This window comes from Brevibacterium sp. S22, assembly GCF_004745485.1.
In the GTDB taxonomy this organism is placed as follows: Bacteria; Actinomycetota; Actinomycetes; order Actinomycetales; family Brevibacteriaceae; genus Brevibacterium.
This window is the reverse complement of sequence record NZ_RHFG01000001.1, coordinates 241,922-256,373: the sequence shown is the minus strand read 5'-3', so window position 1 is coordinate 256,373 and position 14,452 is coordinate 241,922. Positions and strand designations below refer to the sequence as shown.

Here is a 14,452-nt window from a genome sequence, read left to right as displayed (position 1 = left end):
TTTCAGCAGATCCGTGGGGAACCCGGGTCTGCTGATCTCACCTGGGAGGAACGAATCGTGCTCAACGAACTGCTGGCGGCCGAGGGCCTCACGGATGAGTCAGACGTCGAATACATCCATCTGCTGGTCGCGGACTGGCAGCTGCTGGCCGATCTCTCCTTCGCCGACCTCGTCCTGTGGGTGCCCTCGCCCAGCGGCGCCTACACGGTGGTCGCCCATGCGCGATCGACGACCGGGGCGACGCTGTTCAACCGGGACCTGATCGGGGCACGGGCGACCGGTCTGGAGAAGGAGATGCTCGACCAGGCCAGCAGCACCCGCAGCTATGTCACCCACGTCGCCGGGGCCCACGGAATGGGGGTCAGTGCCGGATCCTCCGATGTGGACATCCTCGCCGAGGCGGTGCCGATCCTCCGCGATGGTGAGGCCATCGCGCTCGTCGTCAGGTATTCGGAAGAGGTCCGCCGCAGGGGCTCGTCCCGGTTGGAGAAGTACTACCGGGAAACGGCCATGGCGCTGATGCGGATGATCGCGCAGGGCACCTTTCCCGACCGCGACGCGCCGTCCGGGGCCAGACACGGCGATCCGCGGGTCGGCGACGGCATCTTCATCCTCGACCGCGATTCGCATGTCCAATATGCCTCTCCGAACGCTGTATCGCTGATGCACCGTCTCGGCTACGGCGGAGAGATCGAGGGCAGCTACCTCTCCGAGGTGGTGTCGAGTCTCGGTGCCGAACTGCGTCAGGTCGACGAGACGCTTCCGCTGGTGCTCACCGGACGTGCTCCGTGGCGGACCGAACTCGAAGTCGGGCGGACGAGTGTGTCTCTGCGAGCGATTCCGCTGACGGATGAAGGGGAGCGGACCGGTGCGATCGTACTCGCTCGTGACGTCTCCGAGATCCGCCGCCGGAAGCGGGAGCTGCTCTCCCGCGACGCGATGATCAAAGAGATGCACCACCGGGTGAAGAACAACCTGCAGACCGTGTCGGCTCTGCTGCGGCTGCAGACCCGCCGCATCGACAACCCGGAGGCCAAGAGCGCGTTGACCGAGGCGATGCGTCGGGTCTCGATCATCGCCGTGGTTCACGATGTGCTCAGCCAAGGCGTCGAATCAGAAGTCGACTTCGACGAAGTCGTCGACAAGGGTCTGCGCCTGACACCCGAGCTGACCAGTCCGCTGGTGCACATCGAACTCAAACGGTGCGCAAGCTTCGGCACCATCTCCTCCGCCGATGCCACTTCCTTGGCCCTGGCGATCACGGAGCTGATCACGAACGCGATCGAGCACGGGTTTCCGACCGAGAACCTCGAGGGCCTGGAACAGGGGGAGACGCTCAATGGCCATGTGTGGGTGACTCCCGAACGCGACGGAGACCATCTGAGTGTGACGATCGCCGATGACGGCATCGGGCTGGGGGAGACGCAGAACCCGGGCAATGGATTGGGCACACAGATCGTGCGCACATTGGTTTCGGCGGACCTGGCCGGTTCGATCCAATGGCAGGCACGAGAAGGCGGCGGAACCGTCGCCGTCCTCGACGTTCCGCTGCGGCCCGACTCCTACGACTGAGCGGCACCTGTCCGGCTGTGAGCCCGACGGCGAGATCGACTGAGCTGTCGCGACCGCTGCCCGCCATCTGCGAACCGGCGGCAAGGCGCGGACACGACTGAGTCCCTTGTTCCGACGATGATCATGCGCCGTCAGAACAAGGGACTCAGTCGGTGATGTGGCTGCTTCTCAATTGTTCAGTCAGAGCTTCGGCAGTTTGAGAGGACCGCCTGCCTCGCTTGCCGGCGGATCAGCCGGCACGACGGGCACGAGCTGCGCGACGCTTGAGAGCGCGACGCTCGTCTTCGCTCAGACCGCCCCAGACTCCTGCATCCTGACCGGACTCGAGAGCCCACTGGAGGCAGGTCTCTGCAACTTCACAGCGGCGACAGACAGTCTTTGCTTCCTCAATCTGGAGCAGCGCGGGTCCGGTGTTGCCGATCGGGAAGAAGAGCTCCGGATCCTCATTGAGGCATGCTGCACGGTGTCGCCAATCCATGGTGACCTTTCGACGAATTCAGTGAACGCGGTTGATCGCGTCCGAATTCCGGGCGCGCAACTCTCACTGTCAAGGTTCACATAACGCAATTGGGCGCACAAGGGTCCGGCAGTGTGAAATTTCTGACAAGAATTTTTCCTATTGTCCTGCTATGAGGGCGATCGCGCAAATCGGTCCGCGATTCGTCCTTCCGCCCCTGCCGGAGCGTCTCCGAATAGACTGGCAGGCACATGCAGACAGCAGGTGAATGCACGCAGACATCTCGTGAACCGATGGAGGACTCATGACCAACGATCTCGCCGGCCCCCGCATCGTCGCCGTCGGCGGCCACACCCCGCAGGTCGATCCCGGGGCGTTCATCGCAGCCGGTGCCACCCTCGTCGGTGACGTGCACGTGAAGAAGGGCGCCAGCGTGTTCTACGGATGCGTTCTGCGCGCCGAGGCCGCCCCGATCACGATCGGTGAGGACTCGAACGTGCAGGACAACACCGTCATGCACACCGACGCAGGCAAGCCCGTCGTCATCGGCGCCCGGGTCTCGATCGGCCACCAGGCCCTCGTCCACGGAGCCGTCGTCGACGACGATGTGCTCATCGGAATGCACTCGACCGTGCTCAACGACGCCCATATCGGCAGCGAGTCCCTCGTCGCCGCGGGTGCCGTCGTCCTCGAAGGCACGCAGATCCCCGCCCGGTCGCTTGTCGCCGGAGTTCCCGCGAAGGTGCGGCGTGAGATGACCGACGAAGGAGTTGAGAAGGTCCGCCAGAACGCACAGTCGTATGTGCACCTGTCGACCCTGCACAAGGACACCGCCGAGGTGGTCGAACCGAGCTGATCAGGTGTGATCCTCAGGGGCCGTTCGCAAGCATCGTGGCGATTTGAGACAATCTGAGTGTGAACACTGAATTTGATTCCACTGCAGATCGCGTCGTCATCATCGGCGGCGGCCCCGGCGGCTATGAAGCCGCGCTCGTCGCGGCTCAGCTCGGTGCTGATGTCATGCTCATCGAGGCGAACCGGTGTGGTGGTTCCGCCGTGCTCACCGATGTCGTGCCGTCGAAGTCGCTCATCGCCACCGCCGAGATGATGGATGAGATCGAACGCTCCGACGGGCTCGGGATCCGGATCGAGAGCGACGACGACACCGAAGCCGATACGCGCCGAGTGACCGCCGACCTCGAAGCTGTCAACAAGCGCATCCTGGCGTTGGCCGATGCTCAGGCCAACGACATCTACGAGGGACTCATCCGGGCCGGCGTCAAAGCCATCCAGGGCAAGGCGACTCTGGCCGGCCGTGACCAGGTCCACGTCGTCGAATCCGGCGGCACCGAATACACACTTGAAGCCTCGACGATCCTGCTCTCCGTCGGTGCGCACCCGCGTGAGCTGCCCACCGCGCAGCCCGACGGCGAGCGCATCCTCACCTGGACCCAGCTCTACGACCTCGATGAGCTGCCCGAACACCTCATCGTCGTCGGCTCCGGTGTCACCGGTGCCGAGTTCGCTTCGGCCTACCGCGCCCTGGGCACCGAGGTCACTCTGGTGTCCTCGCGGGAGAAGGTTCTGCCCGGCCAGGACGAGGATGCAGCCGATGTGCTCGAATTCGTCTTCCGCAACAAGGGCATGAACGTCCTCTCCCGCTCCCGTGCCGCCTCGGTGACTCGCACCGACGACGGAGTCGAAGTGGTGCTCGCCGATGGTCGCCGCGTCGAAGGATCCCACTGCCTCATGGCTGTCGGTTCGATTCCGAACACCGAAGGTCTCGGTCTCGAGAAGGCCGGTGTGCGGGTCAGCGAATCCGGCCACATCGTCGTCGACGGGGTTTCGCGGACCTCACGGGCCGGAATCTATGCGGCCGGTGACTGCACCGGTGTGCTGCCTCTGGCCTCGGTGGCTGCGATGCAGGGGCGGATCGCAATGAATCACGCACTCGGCGATGCCGTGCAGCCGTTGAAGCTGCGCAATGTCGCCTCGAACGTGTTCACCGCACCCGAGATCGCCACTGTCGGCTTCACACAGCAGAACTACCGCGAGAACCCGACGGACATCGACACCGTGATGCTGCCGCTGGACACGAACCCGCGCGCCAAGATGCTCGGCATCGAGGACGGCTTCGTCAAGATCTTTGCCCGACGAGGATCCGGCTCCATCCTCGGCGGCGTCGTCGTCGGTCCCCGGGCCAGCGAGCTCATCCTGCCGATCACGATGGCCGTGGAGAACCGGCTCACGGTCGATCAGCTCTCCGCATCCTTCGTCGTCTATCCTTCGGTGAGCGGTTCGCTGACCGAAGCGGCACGGAAGCTCCACCGCCACCTCTGATATCGGCGCTTTCGCGATCGCGGAGAAGTTTTTCTCCGCAGCTGTCGATCTTCTTACACCTCGACCGTCATCATGGTGTCAGGCCGCCCGGCATGACATGAGGAACGACGAAGGAGATCGACATGAAGTACGCACTTCTGCTCATGGGACGCACAGACGACCCCGAATGCGGTGAGGACGGCGGCGCGGATCCCAGCGAGTTCATGGCATTCGACAAAGAGATCACCGAGGCGGGGATCGTCGTCGGCGGCTTCGCCCTCGAGGGCCCCGAGCTCGGGGTCCGGGTCAGCGAATCAGGCGGCGAACCGCTCGTCACCTCGGGCCCGTTCGCCGAATCCAACGAGTTCGTCGGCGGCAGCTACGTCATCGAGGTCGCCGACATCGACGAGGCGATCGCCTGGGCGAAGAAGAGCCCCGGAGCGAGGGCCGGACACATCGAGATCCGCCCGGTGGCCGACTACTGATGGGTCCCGAGTCCGAAGCGGTCGCCCGTGTCCTCAGCGCCATCGGTGAGGAGGACTTCGGGCGGCTGCTCGCGGCTCTGGTGACCCGGTTCCGTGACTTCGACCTCGCCGAGGAGGCCCTCCACGATGCCGTGCTCCGCGCGGTCGAGACGTGGCCCGGTCGGGGAGTGCCCGAACGTCCCCAGGCGTGGCTGATGGCCACGGCGAAGAACCGCGCCATCGACCTCATCCGCGCCGACGAAGTGCGTACCCGGCATCTCGCCCGACTGCGTATCGAGGACGAACTGCGGCCAGGGGACCACGACGACCATGCGGTGCGCCTGAGTGAAGAGATGGATGCCGCAGACATTCCCGACGAACGTCTCGGACTGTTCTTCACCTGCTCGCACCCGACCCTGCGCGTGGACGAACGCCTCGTCCTCATCCTGCGCTTCCTCTCGGGACTGACCACCGCCGAGGTGGCCGCCGGCTTCCTCGTCGAGACCGCAGCGATGCAGCAGCGGATCGTGCGAGCCAAACGGCGGATCCTCAAGACCGGGATCCCCTTCGGCCGCCCCGCACCCGACGAACTCAGCGACCGGCTGCCCGGAGTGCTCCGCGTCCTCTCCCTCATCTTCACCCAGGGAATGAATGCCACCGCAGGCCCCGACCATACACGCGTGGATCTGCAGGAGGAGTCGATCAGACTGACCAGACTGCTGGTCGGATATCTGCCTGCCGAGACCGAAGCACGTGGTCTGCTGGCTCTGCTTCTGCTCACTCGAGCTCGCGACCCCGCTCGGGTGGCGCCCGACGGGCTGCCCGTGCCGCTGGCCGATCAGGATCGCAGCCTGTGGGATTCCCGGCTCATCACCGAGGGGACTGGGCTCGTCGGTGCGGCCGCCGGAGAACCAGGGGCCGGCGCCTACACCATCCAGGCGGCGATCGCAGCCCTCCACACCGACGCCGCGAGGTTCGCCGACACGGACTGGAGGCAGATCCTCGTGCTCTTTCGGATGCTCTCCGACATCGAACCGACGCCGGTCGTCGCGCTGAACACCGCGATCGCCCTCGGCAAGGTCTCCGGACCTGAGGCGGCGATGGGCGCCCTGGACGAGCTGGCCGACGAGCCGCACCTGCTGCGGCACAGGCCCTACCACATCGCCCGGGCGATCACCCTCGAAGAACTCGGTCGCACTGCCGAAGCAGAGGATGCCTATGCCGCCAGCCTGGCGTGTCCCGGCAATGACGCCGAATCCGAATACATCACCGCCCGGATCACCGATTCTCAGCGGTGACCCGGGCAGGGAGAAATGAGCCGGACTCCTGCTCGATGCGAAGCGAGTGGGAGTCCGGCGGTGGTTCGAATCAGGCGGCGAAGCGGATGACCGCCTCACCGGACTTCACGGAGGCACCCGCATCGACGAGCACCTCGGAGACGGTCCCCGAGTGACCGGCCTTGAGCGGCTGCTCCATCTTCATCGCTTCGATGACGGCGAGGGTATCGCCGGCTTCGACGGTGTCACCGGGGTTGACCGAGACGGAGACGATGGTTCCCTGCATAGGAGCGTTGAGCGCGTTCGAGTCGTCGGCGATCTTCGCACCCTTGCGGCTGCTCAGCCCGCGCTTGCGCCGCGGCACACTGGGGCTGGGAACGTGACCGAGATCGGAGATGACGTCCTTGGGGACCGAAACGGTCATGCGGCGGCCATCGACCTCGACCACAACACTGAAGCTGTCGGTTGCAGTACTCATCTGTTCTCCTAGCTGTGGATCGACAAGCGGATTGACGAAAGCGGTTTCGAGCCAGTTGGTCCAGACCTTGAAGTCGGAGGCGAACGCCTGCTCGTCGACGAGCACACGATGCAGCGGCAGCAACGTCGAGACTCCCTCTATCCGGTACTCGGCCAGAGCTCGGCGGGCTCGAGCCAAGGCCTCGTCCCGGGTGGCACCGGTGACGACGAGCTTGGCTAACATCGGGTCGAAGTCCGTGCCGACGACGCTGCCTTCGCCGATGCCCGAGTCCAGACGCACACCGGGGCCCGAAGGCTCACGGTGGTTCTTCACCGCGCCGGTGGCGGGGAAGAATGTGGTGGGATCTTCGGCGTTGATGCGGAACTGGAAGGAGTGTCCGCGGACGGCGGGGAACTCATCGGGCAGAGACTCACCCGAAGCGATGCGCACCTGCCAGCCGACGAGGTCGACTCCGGTGACCTCCTCGGTGACGGTGTGCTCGACCTGGATACGCGCATTGGCTTCCATGAAGATGATGGTGCCGTCTTCGCCGAGGAGGAACTCACAGGTCGCGGCGCCGACGTAGCCGACGTGGGCGAGCAGGCGGGCCGAGGCTTCGGAGACGATGCGCTCCTGCTCAGCAGTGAGGAACGGGGCAGGTGCTTCCTCGACGATCTTCTGATTGCGACGTTGCAGGGTGCAGTCACGCGTCGAGACGATCCGGACATTGCCGTGGGCATCGGCCAGGCACTGGGTCTCGAGGTGACGGGGACGCACGATCTGCTTCTCGATGAGGCACTCACCGCGACCGAAGGCGCTCTGGGCCTCACGGGTCGCCGCGGTATAGGCGGCTTCGAGATCGGCAGATGAAGCACAGGCACGGAAACCGCGCCCACCGCCGCCGTGGACGGCCTTGACGACGACGGGGAATCCGATCCTGTCGGCCACTTCTGCGGCCTCTCGAAGATCGGCCACGGCGCCATCGGAACCGGGCGCGACCGGAGCGTCGACGGCTTCGGCGACGGCACGGGCTCCGGATTTGTCACCGAGGAGCTCGATCGCGGCCGGGGGAGGACCGATCCAGATCAGCCCGGCATCGATGACAGCCTGCGCGAACTGAGCGTTCTCGGCCATATAGCCGTATCCGGGGTGAATCGCGTCAGCGCCGGAGCGTTTGGCCAAAGCGAGGATCTTCTCGACGTCGAGGTATGTCTCCCCGGCACCGGAACCGTCCAACAGCCATGCGTCGTCGGCGAGTTCGACGAAATCGGCATCTGAATCGGCGCGGGTGTACACGGCGACGGCCTTGATGCCGAGGTCGTGGGCGGCCCGGATGATGCGCAGAGCGATCTCACCGCGATTGGCGATGAGGACTCGGCGGACGGCCCCGGTCGGAACAGTGGTGCTCAGAACCGAGGTCGTGGAGTCGGGGAGGACTGTGGTCATGGTGCTCCTTTGTATGATCACAGAACAATTTAGAGAACCGCACCAAGGGTTTGTAGAACAGCGATAAAAAACTGGGACGAGAACTTCAATGTCCTCGGGCGTGTCACCGCACCAGGACCGAGTCTAGCGCTTGATAGTCCACAGGTCGGGCCAGAACAGGCCCATATCTGTGACCAATTCGCGCACCACGGGCAGGCTGAGCCCGAGCACAGTGAGATGGTCGCCGTCGAGTCGGTCGACGTAGGCGCCGCCGAATCCGTCGATCGTCAGAGCCCCGGCGACGTGGAAGGGCTCCTCGGTTGCGATGTATGCTTCGAGCTCGCTTGGTTCGGGGGAGCCGATGAGCACCGAGGTGGTCGACCGCTTCGAGCGCAGAGCGCTGAGTTCGAATTGCGTCGAGCGGGCTCGAGAGACATGTTCGGCTGCGTCGGTGCGGCCGTCAGCTGCCAGGTGTTCGGCTGCTTCGATCGACTGCAGCGTTCGGGTGAGCACGGCGACCGAATGACCAGAATGCAGCTGCGTCCATTGACCGGCGATCATCGACCACACTTCGCGAGTGCGTTCGGCCGTTCCCGGCTTGCCGATGGCCCGGCCGTCGAATTCGAGGAGGGAGTCCCCGGCGATGATGACGACGGTATCCGCATCCTGGAGAGTCGGAGGTGCGGAAGCGATGATCCGGTCGATGACAGCGCGGGCTTTGGCCTCCGACAGCGCCGTGGTGAGATCCCCGACGGAACCGGAGAACTCGTCCTCGATGGCACGTTCGTCGACCTCGGAGACGATGATGACCGGGTCGATTCCGCCGGCTTGGAGGATCTGACGGCGCGACGGAGACTGTGAGGCGAGGACGACGGGGATCACGAGCGGGCCTCCGACGGACTCGGAACCTGGTGGGCCGAGTCGTCCTGCGTCGCCGAGTCTTGTCCGCGGGGCGCGGCCTGTACGGGGGCCTGTGCGTCGGCAGGCTGCGGATCGGCGCTGGATGCGCTCTCGGCGGCAGACTGAGTCTCAGCGCCGGGAACGAGTTCGTGTCGGCGGGCGGTCTCGCCCTTCTCCGGGATATCGAGGCTGCGATCGACGATGACGGGAGCCTCGATGCGTTCGGCGATCGCGGACAGCAGGGTCGAAGACAGCTGTGCGTAGCCGAGTTCGCTGGGGAAGCGTCCCGAGTCGTTGAGCAGTGATCGGCGTGTCGTCCCGCTGAGTGATCCCGTCGACCGCAACGGGACAGCACGTGCGGCGAGAGCGGCCAGCCACTGAGAACCGGCAAGGACCCGGGAAGTCCGACGGAGGGACGTCTTGAGCGGATCGCGCAGACCGGGCAGACCGCCGAGGTTGGGGCAGACGAGGACGAAAACCGTGTACCGGCCCTCCCGCTGGAGTCGGTTGATGGCCTGGTTGAGCACGGGAACGCCGATGGTCGCCTGGATCGGGTGGATGATGTCTCCGGTGCCGATCGAGATGATCGCAAACCGGCGGTCTTCGCTCCACTGGTCCGAGAGCTGACGTGAGAGCCAGGGGGAGCGCAGAACTTCGTCGACCTGCCGGTGGAGATCATCCGACAGCGCCGAAGGGCGGGCGGTGGTCTGGACTCGCACGGTGGTGCCGAGCATCCGCGCCAACCCGCGGCCGATGAGAGTGGGAGGTGCCTGCTCCGGGTCGACGTCGACCCCGCACAGCCAGGAATCGCCCATGATGGCCAAGGCGGCGGAGTCGCCGTCATCGTGATCACGTGGGGCGGCGATCGCCTCGGTGAAGGTGGAGAAACGACGGTTCTTGTCGTCATCGAAGGAGCGGCGCAGCGATCCTGCCTGATGGCGGAGCAGCCCTGCCGCCGAAGCGCCGGCACCGACGGCCGTCGCCGCCATGGTCGCCAGCGTATAGATCAAGCGTCTTCCCACGGATTTTCCCTCCTCCGGCGTCATCATTGCACCTTTGTCAGCGCATCAACAACTATTGTTGAGTCATGACCGAAAACGATCAGCAGCATCCTTCGAACCGTTTCCGTGGGGCATGGGAGGCGTTCCGGCGGGGACGCGGATCCTCGCGTGCCCAATCCGAGCCCGAAGTGACCCCGGCGCAGGCGGTCAGCCCTGAGGAGATCGCGCTCAGCCGGATCGAAGCCGAGGCCAAACCCTATGTGGCCCCTGGCCTCAAACTCGCCGCCGCGTGGTCGTGGCGATCGCTCGTCGTGCTCGTGGCGATCGGTGTGGCACTGTGGCTGCTGTCGAAGATCTCCAGCGTTGTGCTGCCTGTGCTCATCGCCCTGCTGCTGGCCGCGCTGCTGGCACCTCTGACCGGGTGGCTGAAGAAGAAGCGTGTACCTCGAGGCGGGGCCGCGGCGATCTCCTTCATCGGATTCATCGTCGTCGTCCTCGGGCTCTTCGGCCTCGTCGGTCAGCAGATCTATTCCGGTATGCCCGACCTCGTCAAACAGGTCATCGCCGGTGTGTCCGGAATCAGCAGCTGGCTGGCCACGAGCCCCTTCGGCATCGATGCTTCGACGATCTCGAGCTATATCGACGAAGCCATCAAGACCGCGACGAACTTCTTCCAGAACAACAGCAGCCAGCTTCTCGGCGGTGCCCTCCAGGCCACTTCCTCGGTGGGCACCTTCCTCACCGGCATGGCCGTCTGCCTGTTCACAACGTTCTTCTTCCTCTATGACGGAGAGAACATCTTCAGGTGGGTGATGAATCTGCTTCCGGTCCCTGCCCGCCCTGTCGCCACGGGTGCCTCCCTGCGCGGGTGGACGACTCTCGTGCAGTACGTGCGGGTCCAGGTCCTCGTTGCCGCCGTCGATGCGATCGGCATCGGCATCGGTGCTGCGTTCCTCGGGATCCCTCTGGTCATCCCCATGACTGTGTTGGTCTTCCTCACCTCGTTCGTCCCAGTCGTCGGTGCCATCGCCTCCGGAGCAGTGGCCGTGCTCGTGGCTTTGGTCTCGAACGGCCTGGTCAGCGCGATCATCATGTTGGCCGTGGTCATCGCCGTCCAGCAGATCGAAAGCCAAGTCCTCCAGCCCTTCCTGATGGGCAAGGCCGTGTCCGTCCATCCGCTGGCCGTGATCCTCGCGGTCACCGGCGGCGGTTTCCTCTTCGGCATCGTCGGGGCCCTCTTCGCCGTTCCTTTTGTGGCGGTGCTCAACAGCGTCGTCAGCTATGTCGTGCGGACGAATGCCGGTGAAGCCGAGGACGCGGAGGAGGACCCACCGCAGGATTCGGACGAGCGTGAAGCCGCCGCCGTCCTGGCGACGGCGAAGGAACGGCTCACTGAAGCCGTCCACGAGACCGCAGAAGGCGAACGTGCAACAGCGTCCGAGTCGCCCGATGCGACAGAGTCCGGGAAGACCGGCTCGTCAGATTCGGGCACGTCCAGTTCGGCAGAGTCCGATGGATCGAAGAGGGACCATGAGGACTGAGGTCCGGAACGGCGGGCGATCCGGCGAGATTCGTCCGGTCCGGAGTGAATAGAGAAGTGGACGGGTGCGATCGCACCCGCCCACTTCTCTCAGTTCTCAACTCTGCCGGATGTTCGCATCGGCGCCGAAGCACCTCAGGGCCGACCTGTCGAGCAGAGTTCTCAATCAGCCGTTGAAAGCCTCGACGGAGTCGACCTTGACCTCGATGGTCTTGCCGTTCGGAGCCTCGTAAGAGGTCGTGTCTCCGGCCTTGACACCGAGGACAGCGGCGCCGAGAGGCGACTTCTCCGAAAAGACGTCGATATCGGAGTCTCCGGCGATCTCGCGGTTACCCAGCAGGAACCGCATGCTGTTGCCGGCGACGGTTGCAGTGACGACGGTTCCGGGAGCCACGGTCTTACCGTCGCTGTCGCTGGAGCCGACCTTGGCGTTGCGCAGCAGCACCTCGAGTTGGCGGATGCGTGCTTCCTGCTTGCCCTGCTCGTCACGCGCTGCGTGGTAGCCGCTGTTCTCCTTCAAGTCACCCTCGTCGCGGGCGGCTTCGATCTTCTCAGCAATCTCTGCACGACCCGGTCCGGAGAGATGCTCGAGTTCCTTCGACAGACGGTCAAAGGCTTCCTGGGTCAACCATGTCTCTTCCTGGGTGACTTCCTCGGTCATGACATCTCCTTCTTCGGTCGGTGCACTGACGGGCGTGTCAGGCAACGAAAAAACCGGGCGTATGGGCACGCCCGGAAGTTGAATGAAACTACAGTGTAACGCATCAGCGGAGAAAAACGATGAGTTCAGTCACGTCCCCGCCTGCGAGTCGGCGGCTCGCGATCGCAAGTCGCGCCCTCGTGCGAGAACTATTCGAAGGAACTGGGGCAGCCAGGCTGCTGTGTTCTCACCAGGTGACCGAACCGCACGAACTGTGGACCTACTCGAACCAGCAGGAGTCCACATGACCGGAGGCGGCCAGCTGTGTCGTGGACAGGTCGATGTCGATGCGCTTCGGCGAATTCGGATCGGCGTTCGGATCGGCGGGAACGGTCACCTCGGTGAAGCCGACGACCGCTTCCTGCTCGTTCGTTGCTTGGACGGTGCAGTGCACGTCGCGTTCCTGATCGGGAAATATTCCGACGCTGACGTGCGTTGAAGAGTCGTCGACAACCGAATAGTCAAGAGTGCGCGGCGTCGTGGGTTCCGTCTGCGGGCTGAATGACCAGACAGCGATGACGGCGACCACTGCGGCAACGATGACGACGGCGATGATCTTCGCCCGACGGCTCAGCTCTCGCTTGGGTCTGCGGGTCCGGCCGTAGCGATCATCATGCAGTGGTGGTGCCACTGTTACCTCAGTCATTGAATTCCTCTTTAAGTACTTCGCGCACTAATCTAGAGTAGTCGATCCTCTGCCGGCGATCATGTCAGCCACAGCACCGGCAGCAGGTGGCCACCAGGCTGAATCGAAAGGGACATTTAGGATATGACTTCGCTTCCGTACCATGGGCTGCGCCTGCTGGCCGTCCATGCCCACCCCGACGACGAATCCTCCAAGGGTGCGGCAACGAGCGCGAAGTACGCTTCTCTGGGCGCCCGGGTGCTCATCGCCACCATGACCGGCGGTGAGGCCGGCGACATCCTCAACCCCGCTCTGCTGCAGAGTCCGAAAGCCAGTCGAGATATCGCCGGGCTCCGCCGCGAAGAGATGGCCACCGCGGCCGCAGCTCTCGGCGCTGAACATGTGTGGGTCGGTCACGTCGATTCGGGGCTGCCCGACGGGGATTTCGACAATCAGACGCCTCCCGGATGCTTCTATCGGGTCCCGGACGAGGTGGCCATGCTGCCTCTTGTCCATATCATCCGCACCTTCCGCCCACAGGTGGTGACCACCTATGACGAACTCGGCGGCTATCCTCACCCCGACCACATCAAGAACCACGCAGTGACCATGGCCGCCGTCGAGGCCGCCGCCGACGCGTCCTCCCACCCCGAGCTCGGTGAGCCCTGGCAGGTGCAGAAGATCTATTACAATCAGGATCTTTCGGCGAAGAAATGGATCACCATCCACGAGAAGATGCTCGAGGCGGGACTCGAGTCTCCGTTCGCCGACCATCTTGAGGATTTCAAGAAGCGCGACAACCAGCGCCGAAACTGGCTGAGCACCCGCATCTCCTGCGCAGAATTCTTCCCGGCCCGCGATCGTGCGCTTCTGTCCCACGCCACTCAGATCGACCCCGAGGGCGGCTTCTTCTCCGCTTCTCGCAAGGCTGCTCGCACGTACTGGCCGACCGAAGAGTTCGAACTGGCAGTCGATCTCACGGACCGTGAGCCGCTGAACCCGGAGATCGACTTCCAGGAAACCGATCTGTTTGCGGCCGTGACCTCCGATGACGGTCGTCGTGTCCCCGATGAGGGGATGCTCCCGGAATCGCCGGCCGACGATGATCTCGACGCCGATTCCGCCACCCTGACCGAAAGTGACTCCCACGCATGATCCTCGCGTCTACTCCACCGCCGACTCCCGACGGAGGGGCACCGGACCCGGATCTGGTGACACCGGGAACCATCGGGTTCCTGGCCACACTTGCAGTGGTCATCCTGACGATCTTCCTCATTCGCGACGCGCTGCGCCGTGTCCGCCGGGTGCGGGCGCGCTCGGGCGCCAGCGATGCCTACCCGATTCCGCTGCGCAAGCATGTGGTGCCCAACCAGTCGAAGCTCTCGGGCCCGGAAGCGCCCGAATCGAAGACCGCAGACAGCGTATCCGAGGACGCAGACAGCGAATCCGAGGGCGCGGACGGTGAGGCCGGGACAGACGATGCCTCCGGGCAGCAGCCGGGGGAGAGCACATCAGTCGGCGACGAGAAGGGGCCAGAGGGTCTGTCTTCGGACTCCAGCGCCTGAACCGCCCAGAGAACAGTGGGGGCGCAGTCACCGTTTGGTGACTGCGCCCCCACTGCTTTGAGTCGGTGTCAATATGCGTGCAGTGCAACGGTGCGTCTGACCCTGTCCGTCTTAACGTGACCGGCCCGCCTGCTCCTTCTGAATTCCCGC

14 protein-coding genes are annotated in these 14,452 nt (G+C 64.5%); 8 read left to right on the top strand and 6 right to left on the bottom strand.

Features of this window, described 5'->3' with window-relative positions; translation table 11 throughout:
• Positions 1–57 precede the first annotated feature (57 nt).
• Positions 58–1,572 carry a sensor histidine kinase gene (locus tag EB835_RS01390; RefSeq protein WP_135807696.1) on the top strand — a complete coding sequence of 505 codons (1,515 nt, stop codon included), beginning with the start codon at positions 58–60 and terminating at the stop codon, positions 1,570–1,572.
• A 229-nt stretch (positions 1,573–1,801) separates the two neighbouring features.
• On the opposite strand, the gene EB835_RS01385 is transcribed toward EB835_RS01390, so the two are convergent.
• Positions 1,802–2,050 carry a WhiB family transcriptional regulator gene (locus EB835_RS01385; protein ID WP_009374875.1) on the bottom strand — a complete coding sequence of 83 codons (249 nt, stop codon included), beginning with the start codon at positions 2,048–2,050 and terminating at the stop codon, positions 1,802–1,804.
• A gap of 283 nt (positions 2,051–2,333) precedes the next feature.
• On the opposite strand from EB835_RS01385, the gene EB835_RS01380 reads away from it, so the two are divergent.
• From EB835_RS01380 to EB835_RS01365, 4 genes are all read left to right on the top strand, one after another.
• Positions 2,334–2,885, top strand: coding sequence for a gamma carbonic anhydrase family protein (locus tag EB835_RS01380; RefSeq protein WP_135807695.1), 552 nt, complete (start codon positions 2,334–2,336; stop codon positions 2,883–2,885).
• A gap of 59 nt (positions 2,886–2,944) precedes the next feature.
• On the top strand, positions 2,945–4,369 hold the full coding sequence (locus tag EB835_RS01375) for an NAD(P)H-quinone dehydrogenase (RefSeq protein WP_135807694.1): 1,425 nt from the start codon (positions 2,945–2,947) through the stop codon (positions 4,367–4,369).
• Positions 4,370–4,491: 122 nt separating this feature from the next.
• Complete coding sequence (locus EB835_RS01370) at positions 4,492–4,833, top strand: YciI family protein (RefSeq protein ID WP_135807693.1); 342 nt, start codon at positions 4,492–4,494, stop codon at positions 4,831–4,833.
• Entirely contained in the window at positions 4,833–6,110 is a 1,278-nt protein-coding gene (locus tag EB835_RS01365; protein WP_135807692.1) for an RNA polymerase sigma factor, read from the top strand. Before EB835_RS01370 ends, EB835_RS01365 begins: the two co-directional genes overlap by 1 nt.
• A gap of 70 nt (positions 6,111–6,180) precedes the next feature.
• On the opposite strand, the gene EB835_RS01360 is transcribed toward EB835_RS01365, so the two are convergent.
• From EB835_RS01360 to EB835_RS01350, 3 genes are all read right to left on the bottom strand, one after another.
• Positions 6,181–7,992, bottom strand: a complete 1,812-nt coding sequence (locus EB835_RS01360; protein WP_135807691.1) for an acetyl/propionyl/methylcrotonyl-CoA carboxylase subunit alpha — start codon at positions 7,990–7,992, stop codon at positions 6,181–6,183.
• 123 nt (positions 7,993–8,115) lie between these two features.
• Positions 8,116–8,853, bottom strand: a complete 738-nt coding sequence (locus tag EB835_RS01355; RefSeq protein ID WP_135807690.1) for a Maf family protein — start codon at positions 8,851–8,853, stop codon at positions 8,116–8,118.
• The gene (locus tag EB835_RS01350; RefSeq protein WP_240688468.1) at positions 8,850–9,893 is read right to left on the bottom strand and encodes an SGNH/GDSL hydrolase family protein; all 1,044 of its coding nucleotides are present in this window, start codon (positions 9,891–9,893) and stop codon (positions 8,850–8,852) included. The genes EB835_RS01355 and EB835_RS01350 overlap by 4 nt, the downstream gene beginning before the upstream one ends.
• 65 nt (positions 9,894–9,958) lie before the next feature.
• Here EB835_RS01350 and EB835_RS01345 point away from each other — a divergent pair, with 65 nt between their 5' ends.
• On the top strand, positions 9,959–11,413 hold the full coding sequence (locus EB835_RS01345; RefSeq protein ID WP_135807689.1) for an AI-2E family transporter: 1,455 nt from the start codon (positions 9,959–9,961) through the stop codon (positions 11,411–11,413).
• A 165-nt stretch (positions 11,414–11,578) separates the two neighbouring features.
• Here the strand turns inward: EB835_RS01345 and greA are convergent, their stop codons facing one another.
• Both greA and EB835_RS01335 read right to left on the bottom strand, forming a co-directional pair.
• A complete protein-coding gene (gene greA / locus EB835_RS01340) occupies positions 11,579–12,073 on the bottom strand; it encodes a transcription elongation factor GreA (protein WP_135807688.1) in 495 nt (164 codons plus the stop codon).
• A gap of 259 nt (positions 12,074–12,332) precedes the next feature.
• Positions 12,333–12,758 (bottom strand): DUF4307 domain-containing protein, encoded by a 426-nt coding sequence (locus EB835_RS01335; RefSeq protein WP_168216588.1) that lies wholly within the window; start codon positions 12,756–12,758, stop codon positions 12,333–12,335.
• A 123-nt stretch (positions 12,759–12,881) separates the two neighbouring features.
• Between EB835_RS01335 and mca the strand changes: the two genes are divergently transcribed.
• Complete coding sequence (mca, locus tag EB835_RS01330; RefSeq protein ID WP_135807687.1) at positions 12,882–13,892, top strand: mycothiol conjugate amidase Mca; 1,011 nt, start codon at positions 12,882–12,884, stop codon at positions 13,890–13,892.
• Complete coding sequence (locus EB835_RS01325; protein WP_205749832.1) at positions 13,889–14,302, top strand: hypothetical protein; 414 nt, start codon at positions 13,889–13,891, stop codon at positions 14,300–14,302. Before mca ends, EB835_RS01325 begins: the two co-directional genes overlap by 4 nt.
• Positions 14,303–14,452 lie beyond the last annotated feature (150 nt).